This window comes from Spirulina sp. CCY15215 (genome assembly GCF_016888125.1).
Taxonomy (GTDB): domain Bacteria; phylum Cyanobacteriota; class Cyanobacteriia; order Cyanobacteriales; family Spirulinaceae; genus CCY15215.
The window spans coordinates 1-18792 of the sequence record NZ_JACSWA010000599.1 but is presented as its reverse complement, the minus strand read 5'-3'; the positions used below and the strand labels follow the sequence as shown (position 1 = coordinate 18792).

Genomic DNA, 18792 nt, shown 5'->3' with positions numbered 1-18792 from the left:
AAATGGCAAATATCAAGCACCAATTTAGACAAGTCATAAGTAGAATTATTACACTGATTCCCGATCGCTTTTTTCAACTCATTATTACGCTTTGGCTGGAAAAAGTTTCCCAGCAAGAAGATTGGACACCACAAGATCGGGATTCATTGCTTTTAGGTTTTTATTTATGGTTAAACCGAATTGAGAAAGAAGAAGGCTTAAAAGATAGCGATCGAGATTTATTAAACTTAGGTTTTAATTTGCTTTTAGATAATATTGCTCGGGAAGATCCAAAAACAGCACTGCGATCGCTTTTGGAAATTGACGATAATCTAATCCACTCCATTAATACAGTAGCAATAAAATATGATAATGGCGTTCATGTCAAGCATCGCTTAACAAAATATCACGATTTTTTTACAGATCGTATTCAAAAAGGCGATCGCGTCTTGGATATTGGTTGCGGTAATGGCGCTTTAGCTAATGATATTGCCCAAAAATCTGGTGCGATCGTCACGGGAATAGATATCAATTCTGAATCAATTCAATTTGCAAAAAGGCGTTTTACTCATCCCAATTTAGCTTTCATTGAAGGAAATGCTTTAAGCTATAATTTCAATGAGTCTTTTAATGTAATTGTTCTTTCTAATGTTCTCGAACATATCGAATATCGTATTGAATTTTTACTGGGAATTCAGGCAAATATTCAACCCGAACAGATATTAATTAGAGTTCCCGCAATTGATCGCCATTGGCTCGTTCCTTTGCGTCAAGAGTTAGGATTGTTTTATTTTAGCGATATTACCCATTATACTGAATATACTTGCGAAAGTTTTGAGGAAGAATTAAATGCTGCCGATTTGCAAATCAAACATTTACAAATTAACTGGGGTGAAATTTGGTCGGAAGTTAGAATGAAGAGCCATCAATGATACATCAAAACGAAAATTTAATCAACTCCCCTTTAATTAGTGTTGTTATGTCAGTTTATAATAGCGCTACTTATTTAGAGGAAGCAGTTCAGAGTATTCTCAATCAAGATTTTACGGATTTTGAGTTCATTATTATTAATGATGGTTCTACAGATGAAAGCGAGGAAATTCTCAAACAATACGCAAAAATTGACAATCGCATCAAGCTATTCTCGCAAAACAATCAAGGTTTACCAAAATCTTTAAATCGAGGTATTCAGTTAGCTCGTGGAAAGTATATTGCGAGAATGGATGCTGATGATATTAGTTTACCAGACCGTTTTAGCAAACAAGTTGCTTTTCTAGACAAACATCCAGAAATTGCTGTTTGTGGAACTTGGATTAAAACTATTAGTGATGAGAAAAGCCATATTAATCAATATCCTGTTAATCATGTCGATATTTGCTGTTGGTTGCTTTTTGGAATTGGATTAGCACATCCCTCTATCATCTTGAAACGGGAATTATTTCAAGCAAAAAGACTATCTTACAATCTCTCCTATAGCTATTGTCAAGATTATGAACTTTGGGTGCGTGCATCAAATAATTGTGCTTTTGCAAACATTCCTGAAGTTTTATTGTTGTACCGAATCCATCCTCAACAAATGGGAAAATCTTATAGTTACACACTGCGTTTATCAGAAATTATAAAAGTTTGGCGATCGCTCTTTCAAAAGTTAAAAATTGAGCCAACATCTGAAGAACTGAAAACTCATGAGGAGATTTGGCAATTTAAGTTAGAATATACAAAAGAATTTATTGCTAAAACTGAACGATGGTTTGATAAACTGAGAAAAGCCAATCGAAAAACTCGTGTTTATGAAGAACCTAATTTTACTAAATATCTTGGCGATCGCTGGTTTATTATTTGCGAACCTGCTAAACAATTAGGTTTTTGGTTGGCTTGGAAATGTTGGCGATCGCCAATCCTGAAAATCAGTTTAAATCCCGAACAGAGGCAACAGTTTATTCAAGAATGTGTTGATTTTGGTATTGAAAATTCAAAAGACCAATTGGATAATATGACTCGATACAGAGCAATAAAAAAGTTTTTATTCAAACTTCTACAGCGATTAGAATAAAAAATGTCAAATAATTTCTTGTCAACATCTTCAAAAAAAATCAAAATAACTTGTGTCATTAGTTCCTTAGCTGGAGGGGGAGCAGAACGAGCAATGGTAAACTTAGCCACTAGTTTATGCGATCGTGGCTACGAGATTACACTATTTACACTTTACCCTCAAATTCCCGATATTTACACGATTCCTCAGAAAATTAAACGAGTGTACCCTAGTCCAACTCCTGACGGTTGGCAACGATGGTTCGATCTCAAAGGACAAGTAAAAAGAGCTAAACGCATTTGGAAAAGAACATTTCTACTTCGCACGGATATTGTCAACACGAAGCCCGATTTAATTATTAGTTTTATTGATATTACCAATGTATTAATTATACGCACTTTGGTAGGAACTAAAATCCCAATTATTGCAACTGAAAGGAGCGATTTTCGTTATCATAAAATTCCTACCCATTGGGTTATTATGCGTCTCATTTTTTATCCTTTAGCCATAAAAATAATTGTTCAAACAGAAGAATTAAAAAACTGGGTAAAAAAAAGATTTTATCCTTGGAATATAACTGTAATTCCCAATCCGGTGTTTCTGATTGATTGTTCTTCAGGTTCTCTAAAACCGGAATTTTTCAGAACAGGTAACAATATTGTTGCCGTAGGAAGATTAGCACCAGTTAAAGGATTTAACTTACTTATTGATGCTTTTGCTACAATTGCTTCAGAGTTTCCTAATTGGTATTTAACGATTTTAGGAGAAGGTGAATGTCGAAGAGAACTCGAAGCTCAAATTCAGAAGTTAAATTTAGAGAAAAAAGTTAATTTACCTGGACGAATTCCAGAACCAACAAAAATTCTTGGCTATGCAGATTTATTTGTTTTAACCTCTCAATACGAAGGTTTTCCCAATGCTCTTTTGGAAGCTATGTCATGTGGTTTAGCACCTATTAGTTTTGATTGTCCGAGTGGACCTAGAGCCATTATTCGTAATGGCATTGATGGGATTTTAGTTCCTCCTAATAATGTTGCTCAATTAAGTCAAGCAATGGCAGAATTAATGAGAAATGATGAAAAACGGAAACAATTAGCAATGAAAGCAAAAGAAGTGCTCGATCGCTTCAGTCAAGATAAAGTCATGGATATCTGGGAACAAGTGATTGCAGAGGCATTAAAAATTTCATAATGGATAGTCAAATTAAGATTGCTTTTTTGATTCGCTCTCTTGAGTATGGAGGAGCAGAACGTCAATTAGTAACTTTGGTTAAAGGAATGGATAAAGCGCGTTTTGAAATCGCAGTTTTTTATTTTTATGGTGGAGGTGCATTAGAAGCAGAATTACAAAATAGTCAAGTAAAAACAATTTGCTTGCAAAAACGCGATCGCTGGGATATTTTTGGTTTCCTCTCTCAATTACTTCACCATCTTCAACAATTTCAACCCGATATCTTGCACGGTTATCTGAGTACCTCTAATTTAATTGCATTATTTTTGAAACCTTTTCTTCCCAAAACTCGCATTTTTTGGGGAGTACGTGCTTCTAATTTAGATTTGAGCCAATATGATTGGTTTGCACGGCTTAATTTTCAGTTGGAGTGTCTTTTATCGAAATTTGCCGATCGCATTATTGTCAATTCTCAAACGGGGAAAGAATATCATCTTCAGCAGGGTTTTCCTGCACGAAAAATGACGGTAATACCCAATGGAATTGATACCAGCTTATTTTACCCCAATATCGAAGCAAGAGAGCGCATTCACTTAGAATGGGGGATTGAAGATAATAAAATTTTAGTGGGTTTGGTGGGAAGACTCGATCCGATTAAAGATCATGTTACTTTCTTTCAAGCTGCTAAATTATTACTGAGTCAGCGAGAGAATATCTGTTTTGTTTGTGTGGGGAGTGGAGAAGAAAGCTATCAAAACAAATTGCAGGTATTTGCGGAAGAATTGGGGATAGCAGAAAATGTAATTTGGACGGGAATGCGGAATGATATGCCAGCAGTTTATAATGCTTTGGATATCGTGACTTCTTGTTCTCTCAGTGAAGGATTTTCTAATGCGATCGCAGAAGCAATGTCTTGTGGTGTTTCTTGTGTGGTTACGGATGTGGGAGACTCTGCTTGGATTGTTGGCGATACAGGGATTATCGCTCCGATCAAACATCCGGAAAAACTTTGCCAAGGGTGGTTAATCTATATTGCTCAAATACAGAGCCAAAAATTTATATGTCAAGGTGAGCAAGCCAGAAAACGTATTATTAATAATTTTAGTATTACTCGATTAGTGGATCGCACTCAATCTTTAATCAGGCGTTCTGTTCGAGATTGAAAGTAGATTTTTAATTTTATTATAAACAATAACACAAGGAATAGAAAAAGCAATGCTTGCAATAAAGGCGAGGACAATAACTCGACGGGGAGACTGGTTAGATTCTATCGGAGAGACTCTTAGGGTCTCAATAGATAAAATTTTCGAGGTAATTTCTTCTGGATTGCGTAAGAGTTTTTCTAGATACTGTTTTTCAGACTCCATCTCAGTGATTATCATGGGAATAGATAGATTTTGAATAATTACCGTTTCCATTTGTGTCTCCTTTTCTTGATGATAAATAGAAGGCCAGTTAGTTATATAGGTATGGATACTTTTCTCAAGAATTGCTTTATCTATGTGTGGTTTCATATTTTTATATCGTTCTAAAATGACTTCTAGTAAAGAAAGTTTCTCTTTGATATCATGCTCAATAAAATTTTGGAATGATTTTTCTAGATGCCTTTCTAAAACAGAATGGATGTCTGTTAATTTTTCCGGATCGGATGCAGAAAATTGTGAATTAACTGTTAGAGCTTCTGTATCGAAACTATAGCCAAAACCAATCTCTTTTGGAAAAAGTTTTCTCAAATCATTTAAAATCATCTGGTAAACTTCATCTACTTCCAAAGATGGAGATGGAATCGTTAGATTACTCGAATGAGTCACTCTGGGCAGCAAAATAGGGTTCCATCGAACTGAAAAAGTTATATCCATATAATAAAGTTTACCGTGAGACTTAGATTGAGACCAAGAGAAAACAATCGTACATCCAGACAAAATCAAGACTATCCCTAATAATAGTCTCCAGTTTTGTCTGAAAAAAGCAATGCAATTTCTCAAAGAAATGAGTTCTTCCTTGACGACATTCTTCCTAGGTTGATTTGATTTCATAAAAATAGAACATTTGGTTACTTTACTAAGAACATGATATCATAGACATTACCCAATCTAATTTTGTTAGCTTTTGTTAGCATACATTACCGAAAATATTTTCTCTGCTCTTCTCTCTCCTTTGCATAATTTAAGAGAGTACTTATAAACTACTTTCTGACAATAAGACTTTAGTTACCAACATATCAAGTTACTTTAAAATAATTTTCCATGACGAATTACTTAAAAGATGTTTTAATTAAGACTATTAACTCTCAGATACTAAGTGCAGTTTTAGCAATAGCTGGAATGACAATTATTGTTAAATTTTTATCCTTTTTTAAAGAAATTATTGTGGCTTGGAAATTTGGAACAGGAAGCGATTTAGATGCTTTTTTGATTGCCCTCGTTATCCCTTCTTTTATGATTAGTGTAATATCGGGTGCTTTCAACGCAGCATTTATCCCTATTTATATCCGAATTCGCGAGAAAAAAGGTATCGATATAGCTCAACAGTTTTTCTCAGAAGTAACTTGTATTGGCGCAATCCTATTAATTATTGCCAGTATAGCAATCGTCCAAGCCGCTCATTGGTATCTTCCTAAATTAATTGGAGGCTTTAGTGCGGAAAAATTAAAACTCACTTTAAATTTATTATATGTTCTTTCTCCTGTCATCTTTCTTAATGGTATGGTTATAATATGGGGAGCAATTTTAAATGCAGATAAGCATTTTCGACTGGTTGCCCTTTCACCTAGTTTAACTGCTTTATCTACAATTATTTTTGTATTTTTTATGAGCAAATTATGGGGCATTTATGCTCTGACTATTGGATTGGTTGTAGGTGTATTTTTTGAATTTATAACTTTGGGCATTGCTGTTAAAAGCAATGGATTCTCCTTGCGTCCGCGATGGTTTGGTAATAATGACTATGTTCTTCAATTTATGTTGCAGTATCTCGTTATCTTTTTGGGTTCACTTTTAATGTCGAGTACAACTTTGATTGATCGCGCAATGGCTGCTGGCCTGGATTCAGGCAGTGTCGCAGCATTAAACTATGGCGAACGAGCGATCGCCTCTCTTTCTGGACTAGGTGCAACAGCTTTAGGGACTGCGATGATACCTTATTTTTCTCAAATGATTGCTTGCAATGATTGGAAGCAAATCAAAATAATACTCAATCGATATCTAAAAATGATTTTTATTTTTGGATTATTGGGAACTGTTTTGATTATCATAATGTCCGAACCGCTTATTCAATTTCTTTTTCAAAGAGGATCATTTACTGCTGAAAATACGCATTTGGTTGCTAAGATTCAATCATGCTATGCTTTGCAACTACCTTTTTATCTTGCATCAGTTATAATGTCTAGGTTGGTTTCTTCTCTCCTTGCCAATCAGATATTAGCAATTGGAACAATAATAAATGTGGCAGTCAATATTGGTTTAAATTTTCTTTTTATTCAAAAAATTGGTATAGCTGGAATAGCATTATCAACAAGTTTCGTTTACATCATTTCTTTTGCTTTTTTGTTTTTTTACTGGACTCGAGTTTGTAACAAAAAGATAGCTAAATCACAAAAAATATAAAAAAGTATTTCAACCTATGTTACTACAAATAATTTATTGTCTAAGTTCGCTATTTGTTCTTATCAATATCGTCACTCAGCAAAATCCAATTTCTCCAATTTCTCTGTTTGGCTTAGGAACAATAATCTATGGTTTACCTCTGTTTTGGGGCTATACTACGTTTGTAACAGGTTATGAAAACCAAGGCGCTGATGTTTCAACCTATTTTTCTCGTCTTGATTGGAGACTTTATTTGATTTTCCTATTTCTTCATCTATTGTTCTTTACGATCGCATTCTTTTTTCAAGACTCTTCCCCCAAAAAACTTGTTACGAATAATAAATTACTTATTTTAGCAATTAATGTAGACTTAATTATTTGTCTATTTCTTTTCTTGAAGAATTTAGGATGGAATAATTTATGGATTTCTAAGTTGGAAAGAATTCAATATATTTCCTCTTGGTACTCCTTTGCTGCAATCTTTGCCGTCCTTGCCATTCTCTATTGGTGCCTATATAAACCCAAAACAGTAATTGCTCTAATTCCTCCCATCTTTTTTCTAATTCTCGATGTATTTATGGGGTATAGGACGACAGTAATTTTGGGATTTATTTCAGTATGTCTTGTTTTGTTTTGGCAAGAAAATACATCTTTCAATATTGTTAATAAAGTTAAACTCTTTTTGATTTCAGTGTTTGCAATTCTAGCTGCATTCATCTATAAACCAATTTACTACTCTTTGGAACAAAAGATTTTTCAAGTTAATTATATAATTTCTGAAATTCTAGAGAATAGTTTTATTGGGAGCGAACCTTTTGTAACAATGGGAGTCTTAAATGAAACAATAAAACAAAATATAAATGTTAACAATCATTACATTTGGGAATCTTTGATTCAATATATTCCCTTCTATGAAACAATTACAGGAAATTCGAGAATTTCTTTTAATTTTTATGTGCAAAATACGTTGTTTCCAGAAGTTTCGTGGGGATTAGCCTCTACAAGTCTTGGCGAACTTTATGTTATTGGGGGATTTGTAGCTGTTTCCTTGTGGTGGACTTTTCTGTTTTTCTTTCTCAGATTTTATCCCAAGAATAATTCTTATCTTTTGATTCTATATTGTTATCTTGCTCCATATATTCTTTTTTATTTTTATAGGAATGACTGGCATTATATCATTGGAGTAATGCGCTTATTAACCTTTTGCTGTGTGGGAATATTCTATACTTATCTAGGTTTGAAAGTGATACAAAAAATCCTGACTTTAGCAATCAAAAAATAATGAAAATTTTACATATTATTACCGATCTAGACACGGGAGGAGCAGAAATGATGCTGTATCGACTTCTCTCTCGTTGCGATCGCGCTCAATTCCAACCCACTGTTTGTATCCCTGAATAGTTTCTGTACATTTTTTTTATTTTCAAACAACTCTCCTATGTCACACATAACATTAGTTCGTCCCCCTGCTTTAATATCCCGTCATTCTAATACTGGTCCTTTAACTCCGCCCATTGGGCTGGCTTATATTGCTGCGAGCCTAATCGAGGCCGGTCATTCGGTAACTATCGTCGATGGAATCGGCGAAGATCCCCTCAAAATAACGCCACTCTTTGACGACAGAATGCTGGCAATCGGCCTGTTGATGCACGAAATTGTAGAACGAGTTCCCCAGCATACCGATTTAATCGGGGTCAGTTGTATGTTTTCTCAAGAATGGCCCTACATTCGCAAACTGATTGAGTTATTGAAAATAAAATCGCCGCAAGTTCCCCTCCTTGCGGGAGGAGAACATATTACTGCTATGCCCGACTTCGTGCTGGAGGAATGTCCAGACTTGGAATACTGTGCTTTAGGAGAAGGAGAAGAAACCTTAGTCGATATTGCCAAGCGCCTGGACGATCCTACCACGATGACAGAAGTAGAAGGCTTGGCGCTGCGACGGGAAGGGCGAATTTTGCGAACTCCCCCACGTGCGAGAATTACAGCCATTGATGATATTCCTCAACCTGCTTGGGATTTAGTCCCTCTAGAAAATTATTTAAGTAATGGTCTAGGTTATGGCGTTGATTTGGGGCGAAGTATGCCCCTCATTGCCACGAGAGGCTGTCCTTTTCGCTGCACTTTTTGTTCCAATCCCAGCATGTGGACGACAAAATGGATTGCGCGTAAACCAGAATTAGTTTTGGATGAAATTGAAGAATACATCAAGAAATATCAGGTGGACAATATCGATTTTTATGACCTCACCGCGATCGTGCGAAAAGATTGGATTGTTGAATTCTGCCAATTGATTAAACAACGCAATCTTAAATTTACTTGGCAATTACCTAGTGGCACTCGTTCGGAGGCGATCGATGCAGAAGTCTCGCAACTCCTTTACGAAGCCGGGTGTCGCAATCTGTCCTATGCGCCCGAGAGTGGTTCGATGGAAACCTTGAAAAAAATCAAAAAGATGGTCAAACTAGACCGAATGCTGGATTCTATGAAGGCAGCCGTCAAGAATGGTTTGAATGTCAAAGCCCATGTTATCATCGGCTTCCCGAGGGAAACGCGCCGCCAAGTTTGGGAGACTCTCGGGTTTTTAGTCAAAATGGCTTGGATTGGCGTTCATGATATGTCGATTACTATGTTCTCCCCCTACCCCGGTTCTGAATTATTCCAAGAGCTTACCGAGGATAAGAAGATTACTGAATATTCGGATGATTATTTTTTGGGTTTAGCCTGTTATAGCGATCCGACTCAAACGGTTTCTTGGTGTAGCAATCTCTCAACCAAGGAACTCAATCTTATGTGGCTTTTAGGAACATTGATATTTTATAGTACACAGTATACGCTGCGCCCTTGGCGGCTGATACGGATGCTGTTTAATCTGATTTCTCAGCGTCAGGAATCGCGCTTGGATAAGTCTTTACAGGAGTATATTCGACGCGTGTTCGTTACTCGCAAATCTCTGGCGGCAAAGTAGAATAATGGTCAAATACCCTTACTGGATTGTTGTTACGATCGCAATCTGAAAATTATTCGGGGGGACGTGCGCGATCGCGATCTCGTCAAGGAACTCGTAGCTAAGGTAGATGTTATTTTACCCTTGGCTTGTTTAACCGGGGCTCCCCTGTGCGATGAAAGGACTTTGAAACTTTTCCAAAGGTTGAAATGAGCGATCGCGTTCTGAAAGAACGGGATTTTTTTCCTGCCAAGGGATATTTAATGAGTTCCACAAAACCCCCCTATCAAAGTCAGGAGCATAGGTTTTTGTCACTTTGTACATGACGATCGCTGATTCGCTGAGGGTTAAAAAACCATGTGCTGTTCCTTTAGGAAGATAAACCATATTTGCAATTTCGGAACTCAATGTAAGTATCTCATACTTACCATAACTCGGAGAGTCCATTCTTAAATCGACGACAACATCTTGGATCTCTCCCAAGAGGCAGTAAACCATTTTAACATGATCGTGAGGAGGAATCTGAAAATGAAGACCTCTAAGGACTTTTTGATGAGAAACTGAATAGTATTCTTCAGCAAAATCGACCTCAAGATTCAATGCCTCAAAATCATCCTTGTGAAAAGTTTTGACGAAAGACCCTCGTTCATCTTTCTTAAGATTAGGTTGAAGTTCGTAGCATCCTTTAATTGATGTCTCTCGAAGGAGTATACCTGAAGAAGTTTTCATAATACCTAGACAATTAAGGAAAAATCATTTTCGATACCCCGCTTAAAGACTTGTTGCACATAGGTTATCATGGGTTCTGTAATGCCGGGATAAACTCCGATCCAGAAAGTATTATTCATTACCCGATCACTGCTACTGAGTTCAGAAACAATCCTACATTTAATCTGTTGGTAAGCGGGTTGTTTTAAAATATTACCTCCAAAGAGTAAACGAGTACCTATCTTATTCTGCTGCAAAAAATTGATAACCTGTCCGCGCTGTAAGTTTGAGGATTCTTTGATAGTCATAGGGAATCCAAACCAACTAGGTTTTGAGTGGGTTGTTTCTTCTGGAAGATAGAAGCGATCGTTTAAGAAATCTAGTTTTTCTCTCAAAAACCCAAAGTTTTGGATTCGCTTATTGACGAATTCATCTAATTTCTCTAACTGAGCACAACCTACAGCCGCTTGCATATCGGTCATTTTCAAGTTATACCCAATATGGGAATAGGTATATTTGTGGTCGTAACCGTAAGGTAAATCCCCCAATTGCCATGCAAAACGCTTCTGACAACTGTTGTCTTTTCCTGGAGGACACCAACAATCTCTTCCCCAATCTCGAAAGGATTCGATGATTTTTTTCAGACGACTATCATTTGTTAAAACGGCTCCTCCTTCACCCATTGTCATGTGATGAGCAGGATAAAAGCTAACGGTAGAAATATCCCCAAATGTGCCCGTTTTTTGCCCTTCGTATAAACTACCAACCGCATCACAATTATCTTCAATTAACCAAAGATCGTGTTCTCGAGCAAATTCTAATATTTCTTTAAGATTGAAGGGATTTCCCAAAGTATGAGCCAGCATAATCGCTTTAGTTTTCGGAGATAATGCATCTTCTAAATAGGAAGTATCTATATTATAAGTTGGGATTTTAATATCCACAAACACGGGAATCAACTGATTTTGGATAATAGGATTAACAGTTGTGGGAAAACCCGCAGCTACGGTAATCACCTCATCTCCCGGCACAAGACGGCGATCGCCCAATTTAGGAGACGTTAAAGCGGATAAGGCAAGTAGATTAGCAGATGAGCCAGAATTTACAAGCAAACAATGCTTGACCCCTATCCATTCAGCAAATTGCTGTTCAAATTTTTCCGCATAGCGACCGGTTGTCAGCCAAAAATCCAGAGATGAATCCAGTAAAGTAAATAGCTCTCTCTCATCAAAAACTTTACCAGATACCGGGATATAAGTTTCACACGGAATAAATTCTTTCTGCGAGAATTTATATTGGTAATATTTTTCGGCAGCCCTCAATACATCTAAGCGCAAATCGCGCTCTTTCGCAGAACAATGATTCAAATCGGGAAAAAGTTCTTCCACAAAAACCTCGCTATTAAAAAAAAAAATTCGTTACTTTAGAAACTCTCGATACCAAGCGATCGTCTCGGCAAGACCAGCCTCAAGAGAAAAACTTGGCTTCCAATTGAGTAAAGTTCTCGCTTTATTCGCCGAAAGATACTGGTGTTTAATCTCATTATAAGCCTCTCCTAAAATAATGGGAAATATATCTTCTCGGTTCATCAAGTTTAATATTGTTTTGACGATTTCCAGAACTGTTACCTGTAATTCATTGCTAAAATTAAAGGCCTCTCCTACAACTTCTTTTCTATCCATTTGTTCGGCTAAATGAATGTAAGCCAAAACCCCATCTTTGACATAAAAATAATCTCTGATGTAACTGCCATCACTCCGGATTGTAATCGGTTGTCCTCTAAGAGTAGAACGAATAGTATCTGGAACAATGCGATTAAAGTTCAAGTCTCCACCTCCATAAAAGTTACCACATCTTGTAATACAAATTGGCAGAGTGTAAGACTCATAGTAAGTGGCAGAAATCAAGTCAGCACAACTTTTTGAAACATCGTAAGGATGTTTTCCTTGCAGAGGGGTGTCCTCACTATAAGGTAATATTTCTTGGTCGCCATAAGCCTTATCGCTGGAGGCAATAATAATACGACTAACACCACCAACTCTCCTACATGCCTCCAAAACATTCCACGTCCCTTGAATATTTGCTTGAAAAGTGCCGATAGGATTTTTATTGGCAATTCCGACAATGGTTTGAGCAGCCAGATGGAATACAGTATCAATTTCATAGTCCGAGAGGATTCGTTCTAAGATATGAATATCCTCAACTTGACCTGCAACTAAGCTAATCTGGTCTAAACTTTTCTCAGAAAAGAGTTTTGAAAAAGGAACCCAGTCCCTCACGAGTCCAACAACTTTGGCCTTGCGATCGATGAGCTCAGAAACTAGCCAACTTCCCAAAAGACCACTGCACCCTGTTACAAAAACTGCTCTATCTTCCCAAAAATCACTCATTACCAAACCCTCCAAGGTGCTGAACTATTGAGCCAGAGTTCATTCAGGAACTCCATCTCCCGATAAGTATCCATGCACTGCCAAAAACCTGTATGCTCATAAACAGCTAGTTCACCAATATTAACAAGTTTTTGTAGTGGCTCTTGTTCCCAAATTGTTGTAGTAGATTCAATAAAATCCAAAACTTTTTTATTAAGAATAAAGAAACCACCGTTAAATTCTAAAATTTCGTCGGTTTTCGCCCGCATATATTGCCGAGAGAAACCTAGAAATACACCATACATTAAGATATTGTCAACTACGGATAAATCAGGGTTAAAGCCAGCACCTAACTCAATTAAGGGAGCAATTACCCCTCTCGTTCTAACTGTACCAGAAGAAGAAGGATGGAAAGTGGATAGATCGATTCTGGAGGCTATACGGTATACACAATGGTAGTTTCATCGCTGCGATCGCCAATCTACCCAGAAATTTTCCACGAAAATGCAAGGGTTTTGAGCGACTCGGGGCAATAACCTTGGACTTTTTTAGCTCAAAAAAGCTGAAAACTACATATCTAGCATAGCTTTCACACTTATACAGCAAGCCCTAGATATGAATGAGTTGACAAAATCACAGTACAAGAGGTAATGATATGAAGAAAGAAAATTCTAAAGCCTTAAAAAATATTCTTGTTACTGGAGCAACAGGTTTTTTAGGTCATCACGTCATTTCTAAGTTGGTTGCTGAAGGCTATAAGGTAGGAATACTTAAACGGAAGTTTTCTGATTTATCAAGACTGAATCCTTTTTTAAGTCTTATAGATATTTTTGACTTAGACACAATGTTAATACCAGAAATTCTTACCTCTTTTCAGGGTGATGCAATTATTCATCTAGCAACTAATTATGGGCGTTCATTGAACGAGCCTATAACTGGAGTAATTGAATCAAATCTAGTTTTTCCTCTGAGTCTATTAGAATGCTCAGGAGAGTTTAAAATAAAAGTTTTTATAAACACAGACACCTATTTTAATAAATTTTCCATTCCCTATGGAAAATTACCAGCTTATTCATTATCCAAACAAAACTTGCTTGAATGGATGACAATCTTGAGACAGAAAAGTTCGATAAAACTTTTAAATTTAAGACTAGAGCATATTTTTGGACCTCATGATAATAGTAATAAGTTTTTACCCTTTTTGATTGAAAATCTTAAAAATAATGTTCCAAAAATTGATTTAACCTTGGGAACTCAGCGTCGAGATTTTATCTATGTGGAAGATGTTGTGGATGCTTTTCTAACTCTAATTAAGAAATACCATTTGATCCCATCTGTAGATAACTCCTATATCGAATATGAAGTTGGTACAGGTGAGAGCATTCTTCTCAGAGATTTTGTAGAAATGATTCATGATTCTCTAAATTCACGAACGAAGTTGAATTTTGGTGCTATTCCTTATGCAAACTATGAAATAATGGATTCTAAAGCCTCAATAAATCCTCTAAAGAATCTAGGATGGCATCCCCAACACACCTTATCGGAAGGTATCGAAAAAACTTTATACTCTAACCCTTATTGTTTTTTAAATCAATAAAGAACAATGTTAAAAATATTAGAAAGTATCTCGAACGACTATTCCAATGTAAGTGTTTATTCGATAGTCTGGGTAGTCACTGCTTTAGGTTTATTTTGCATCTACCAAATATGCTTGAAACAAATATGCTTGAAACTTAAAATCCAGTTTTGGGAAAGTGCCATTACATATATTTCAGGATTATTCTTTCTATTATTAGCTTATGCACCACTCACCAATTCATATTTTGTATTTCATGATGATTTTTATTTCTGGGCTTGGCAAAAAGGGATGTGCAACACTCATCCTCAATATCTATTTTTATTAGTGATTGGTCGTCCTCTTTCTAATGTTGTTGTCTGTCCTTTAGGCACGATGATAGATGGCCTAGATAGTGCTAACTTTGTGCGTTTAATCTCTATCTTTTTGACCTCAATTATTTTTTTCCTCATTAATAGATATCTGATTTATCTAGAGTTCAAAAAGCTGGTTGCTTATGGGCTTTCTTTGATAATTGTAACGGGTTTTTCTTTCCATGTTTATAATACTTGGATAATGACAGCATATATGCCGGTTGCCATTATTTTCTCAATTTTCTCGATTTGGTTAGCAGAAAAGTTGGTTAGAGAATCATCACGATACTCGCACCGAAAGGATTTTAATCTGCTTTTACTCGTTTCTAAAATAAAATTTATACTATTTTTTGTATCTTCTATCATTTTCTATATCCTAACGTTATCAACTTACCAACCTTCAGCAGGATTTTTTACTTGTTTTGTGGCAATTTCTTTTCTGAGAGAGAAGAAACTGAGTCTTAATTTATTTGCGATCAAGAGTATGATATTTGGGGGAATATTTCTAATTTCAAATGCGTTATACTTTTTGATTCTGAGAGTTTTGATCTCGCTCTTTGCCTTTGAGCAATTTTCTACTGAATACGATCCTAGGGTTCTCGGCGATCTTTACGGTAGAATCTTTGAAAGACTTCTCTGGTTTGTCAAAGTTCCATTTGCCAACTCATTAAACTTTATAGATATTGAAAGTAAAATTTTAACACCTATTTTAATCCTTCTCTTTGTATTATCTATTATTGTCCTTTTATCAAAAGACTTGGGTTCAATTGTAAGTTTTTCTCATAAAAATAATAAATTGTTTTATATCAAGAATAAAGTACATCTATTATTAGTTATCTATAAATATTTTATCGCGATTTTTTGCATACCCCTTTCGTATCTTGCAATCATCGTAAGTCGTAACTCTGACATTAATCAGAGAACATTAGTGCCTTTAACTACATTTGTGTTAATTACCATAATTATTTCAATTGAATTTATACTTAATTTTATCTTTTCTAGGACAAAATTTACGCACTATTTCAAAAATGTAAATGGAAAAATTGTTCTACTTTCTTTGCTCGCTTTTATATGCAGTGTAAATATATTTAACACGAATCTACGTCTTCAAAATTTGGCGATCGCTTACTCCTCAGAAATACATTATCTAAAATACAAAATTAACTCCATTCCGGAAGAAATTATTCAAAATGTGCAAGCAATCAAAGTAACTACACATTCCAATTATCCGCCAATTCTAAGCAATTCAATTTCTGAATTAAATGCGTATTCCTCAAGATATCCACAAAATATTGCTCATATTCTAACTTGCGTATTTTCAGAAGTAAATAGTAGTAGCCAGAAACCCAAGATGCCCCCCATTGTTACAGTTTATAATTCCTCTGGAGAACATATTTTTGGAGTCGATCTCTCCAAGCCAGAAAGTCCAAAAATAAGTGATGAGAATACCCTCGTCATAGATATGAATGAGTTAAATCTATTCTAGTTTTTAAAAAACCAGTTCAAAGTAAAATTCTAAAATTATTATGACCGAGCAAATTCTTTCTAAAACAAAACTTATATCTTTTATTATTCCCGTGTTTAATGAGGAGGATAATGTTAATCGCATTTACGATGCCATAATCTCTTTAATGAAAACAGAATTGAATAATTTTGATTATGAAATCATATTCACCGATAATCACAGCTATGATGGAACATTTGAGTTATTACGCGATCTCGCTAATATTAATAGTTGCGTCCGCATCATTCGTTTTTCCAAGAATTTTGGTTATCAGCACTCTATTTATACTGGTTATTTGAATGCAAGGGGCGATTTTGCCGTTCAATTGGATGCCGATCTACAAGACCCTCCGGAACTTGTTCCAGAGTTTATTAAATTTTGGCAGCAAGGCTATAAAGTCGTTTACGGGGTTCGTAAAACTCGCAAAGAAGGATGGCTCATCCAAACCATTAGGAAAATTTTCTATCGCTTGGTAGATTTTCTAAGCGAAGACTCTTTGCCCCATGATGCAGGAGACTTTCGTTTAGTAGACCGAATTGTTATAGATATCCTCAGAGAAATTGATGATTCTCAACCTTATTTGAGAGGGACGATCGCTACTATGGGTTTTAATCAAATCGGTATAAATTACAATCGTCGAGACAGAAAATATGGACAAAGTAAATTTTCTTTTCGTAGTATGGTTCATTTATCAATTGATGCTATTTTGAATCATTCTATTATACCTTTAAGAATCGCGAGTTATGCTGGTATAAGTATTTCATTTTTTACACTCTGTTTAAGCCTCATATACTTATTTGCTAGGTTGATTTTTGCAGTGAATATGCCGGCAGGATTTGCGACAACAACTATACTTATTCTCCTCTCTTTTAGTGTCAATGCTTTATTTTTAGGAATCATTGGTGAATATTTAGGCAGGATATATCAGCAGGTTAAAAAGAGACCTTTAACTATCATAGAAAAAAGAATTAATTTCTAATTTGGAAGTCTGAGAAAATGTTTTACCAAGAAATTGATTATTCAGAATTAAGCAATCATCATTTAGGTGCGCTTAAATTTGGAGAAATACTCTTAGTTAGAAACTGCGAGCCAATTTATGCTTTTAGAAAACTAATTTTTGCTGAATTGCAAAAGTCTTTTCTTTTTCAAGAAATTGAACTATTCTACACCAACCCGTCTTATCAAGGTCATCAATGCTCTCCTGAAGCTATAGAAATGCTGGCCCGAGAAATTCGGAAGCATCAGCAAGAAAAGACCTTACTCAAATTACTCTATCCATTTTACGAAAAGCTGGGGTGTAAAACTACTGACCTTACAGATTGTGGACTAGCTCGATTAGTTGTAGATGCAAGAACTATTAATTTAATTAAAAATAGAAAGAAACTCGATCGCTTCTACTTTGAAAGTGCCCCAGATGATAGCGATGTTGAGATTTTCATGCCACGCAAGGCGAATATCCATCGGGATTTCAATCGGCCGCATCAGTGTTTCTCGTTTAATACTTGGTTTGGTTTACACGATTTAGCTTCCGATGAGATTTTACAGATATTTCCTCAACACTATCGAAATTCTTATGTTCTTGATACTGACAACACCAAGCGAGAATTACTTGAGTTGAGTTCTCCTCTTGATTATTCCCTTCCTTTTGGTTCTTGTATTGTCTTTCATGGAGAACATCTACACACTTCTCCCAGAAAGTCCCATGTACCCCAGGGTTATCGCCGCCATACTTATGATGTGAGGGTGATTACAGATGCTTATGATGACAACTCCCATTATCGCCGAGGGTCGCTACAACTCGGACTATTTTGGCATGGGGGAGAGGGGTGGAGAAGACTCCAAGATTTTCAGCCCACATCGGAACAAGATTTTGATGCTTACCTAGACTATATAACCTCTCTTCCTTATACCGATCTGTATTTTCTTCATCTTTTAGACAAAGCCTGTTCTTTTGTTCCTCGACCTTTGGAGCCAATTTTAAGGGCAGTAGATTTATTGTGCAAAAAGTCAACTAATGCCTCCATGCTACAGAGAGCATGGATGATTTTGCGTAATGCCAAACTTGACGATTTAGCCCTTCAAGTCACTAATTGTGCTACTTTATTGCCCAGTCGTCTCTCTCTTGTAGATTTTTGTCCAGTCGAGTACAAAAATTCTCGAACTTATGCAACCCTCAGTGAGATTATTGATACCATGCTGATGGCAAATTTGAGTTTTCCTCAATCCCTAGATGACGTTAAACTCATGACTCAAGGTTATCAGGGATTCAGGATTTTCAAGACTCTGAATCGGGTCTATGCTATTCCTCAGGGAGAAGGAGAGTTTAGTATGGAGAGAATAGAACGAAATAACTATAGTAATTTTGTTCTGTACAGTTCGGTTGAAGAGGCACAAATAAAGATTGACAAAATTATAAAAATTGAATTAGTTGCAGAAAATTATCAAAGATTCAATATTCTCAAAGTTGGCGATCGCTTCTATGGTGTTCCCCAAGGAGAAGGAGAGTTTAGCCTTGAGAAAATAGAACAAGAAGGCTACAGCATTTTTTTTGTGGGCAGTTCGATGGAAGA

16 protein-coding genes are annotated in these 18792 nt (G+C 36.0%); 11 read left to right on the top strand and 5 right to left on the bottom strand.

All coding sequences use genetic code 11. The features are described 5' to 3' along the window. Positions 1-2: 2 nt before the first annotated feature. From JUI58_RS28000 to JUI58_RS27985, 4 genes are read left to right on the top strand one after another with little or no spacing between them, the layout of a single operon-like run. Positions 3-911, top strand: a complete 909-nt coding sequence (locus JUI58_RS28000; protein WP_204106177.1) for a class I SAM-dependent methyltransferase — start codon at positions 3-5, stop codon at positions 909-911. Continuing rightward, entirely contained in the window at positions 908-2032 is a 1125-nt protein-coding gene (locus JUI58_RS27995) for a glycosyltransferase (RefSeq protein ID WP_204106176.1), read from the top strand. The genes JUI58_RS28000 and JUI58_RS27995 overlap by 4 nt, the downstream gene beginning before the upstream one ends. A gap of 18 nt (positions 2033-2050) precedes the next feature. Next, positions 2051-3202 carry a glycosyltransferase family 4 protein gene (locus JUI58_RS27990; RefSeq protein ID WP_204106175.1) on the top strand — a complete coding sequence of 384 codons (1152 nt, stop codon included), beginning with the start codon at positions 2051-2053 and terminating at the stop codon, positions 3200-3202. Then, complete coding sequence (locus tag JUI58_RS27985; protein WP_204106174.1) at positions 3202-4344, top strand: glycosyltransferase; 1143 nt, start codon at positions 3202-3204, stop codon at positions 4342-4344. The genes JUI58_RS27990 and JUI58_RS27985 overlap by 1 nt, the downstream gene beginning before the upstream one ends. Here JUI58_RS27985 and JUI58_RS27980 read toward each other — a convergent pair. Then, the gene (locus JUI58_RS27980) at positions 4318-5217 is read right to left on the bottom strand and encodes a hypothetical protein (protein WP_204106173.1); all 900 of its coding nucleotides are present in this window, start codon (positions 5215-5217) and stop codon (positions 4318-4320) included. The two genes, JUI58_RS27985 and JUI58_RS27980, sit on opposite strands and share 27 nt — an antisense overlap. Before the next feature lie 210 nt (positions 5218-5427). On the opposite strand from JUI58_RS27980, the gene JUI58_RS27975 reads away from it, so the two are divergent. From JUI58_RS27975 to JUI58_RS27965, 3 genes are all read left to right on the top strand, one after another. After that, complete coding sequence (locus tag JUI58_RS27975) at positions 5428-6786, top strand: lipid II flippase MurJ (RefSeq protein ID WP_204106172.1); 1359 nt, start codon at positions 5428-5430, stop codon at positions 6784-6786. A 16-nt stretch (positions 6787-6802) separates the two neighbouring features. Continuing rightward, positions 6803-8047 (top strand): oligosaccharide repeat unit polymerase, encoded by a 1245-nt coding sequence (locus JUI58_RS27970; RefSeq protein WP_204106171.1) that lies wholly within the window; start codon positions 6803-6805, stop codon positions 8045-8047. 156 nt (positions 8048-8203) lie between these two features. Next, a complete protein-coding gene (locus tag JUI58_RS27965) occupies positions 8204-9733 on the top strand; it encodes a radical SAM protein (RefSeq protein WP_204106170.1) in 1530 nt (509 codons plus the stop codon). A gap of 132 nt (positions 9734-9865) precedes the next feature. On the opposite strand, the gene rfbC is transcribed toward JUI58_RS27965, so the two are convergent. The 4 genes from rfbC to JUI58_RS27945 are packed head-to-tail and all read right to left on the bottom strand — an operon-like array spanning position 9866 to position 13094. Continuing rightward, positions 9866-10441: a dTDP-4-dehydrorhamnose 3,5-epimerase gene (rfbC, locus tag JUI58_RS27960; RefSeq protein WP_204106169.1), complete on the bottom strand. Its 576-nt coding sequence runs from the start codon at positions 10439-10441 to the stop codon at positions 9866-9868. A 5-nt stretch (positions 10442-10446) separates the two neighbouring features. Further along, positions 10447-11808 (bottom strand): lipopolysaccharide biosynthesis protein RfbH, encoded by a 1362-nt coding sequence (gene rfbH / locus JUI58_RS27955; protein WP_348539958.1) that lies wholly within the window; start codon positions 11806-11808, stop codon positions 10447-10449. 30 nt (positions 11809-11838) lie between these two features. Further along, a complete protein-coding gene (locus JUI58_RS27950) occupies positions 11839-12810 on the bottom strand; it encodes a GDP-mannose 4,6-dehydratase (RefSeq protein ID WP_204106168.1) in 972 nt (323 codons plus the stop codon). Beyond that, positions 12810-13094: a hypothetical protein gene (locus tag JUI58_RS27945; RefSeq protein ID WP_204106167.1), complete on the bottom strand. Its 285-nt coding sequence runs from the start codon at positions 13092-13094 to the stop codon at positions 12810-12812. Before JUI58_RS27945 ends, JUI58_RS27950 begins: the two co-directional genes overlap by 1 nt. Before the next feature lie 350 nt (positions 13095-13444). Here JUI58_RS27945 and JUI58_RS27940 point away from each other — a divergent pair, with 350 nt between their 5' ends. The 4 genes from JUI58_RS27940 to JUI58_RS27925 all read left to right on the top strand — a co-directional run. Then, entirely contained in the window at positions 13445-14386 is a 942-nt protein-coding gene (locus JUI58_RS27940) for an NAD-dependent epimerase/dehydratase (protein ID WP_204106166.1), read from the top strand. A 129-nt stretch (positions 14387-14515) separates the two neighbouring features. Beyond that, positions 14516-16204 (top strand): hypothetical protein, encoded by a 1689-nt coding sequence (locus JUI58_RS27935; protein ID WP_204106165.1) that lies wholly within the window; start codon positions 14516-14518, stop codon positions 16202-16204. A gap of 40 nt (positions 16205-16244) precedes the next feature. Next, positions 16245-17201 carry a glycosyltransferase family 2 protein gene (locus tag JUI58_RS27930; protein ID WP_204106164.1) on the top strand — a complete coding sequence of 319 codons (957 nt, stop codon included), beginning with the start codon at positions 16245-16247 and terminating at the stop codon, positions 17199-17201. A 17-nt stretch (positions 17202-17218) separates the two neighbouring features. Next, positions 17219-18792, top strand: a 1574-nt coding sequence (locus JUI58_RS27925) for a hypothetical protein (protein WP_204106163.1), incomplete at its 3' end; no start/stop codon positions are given.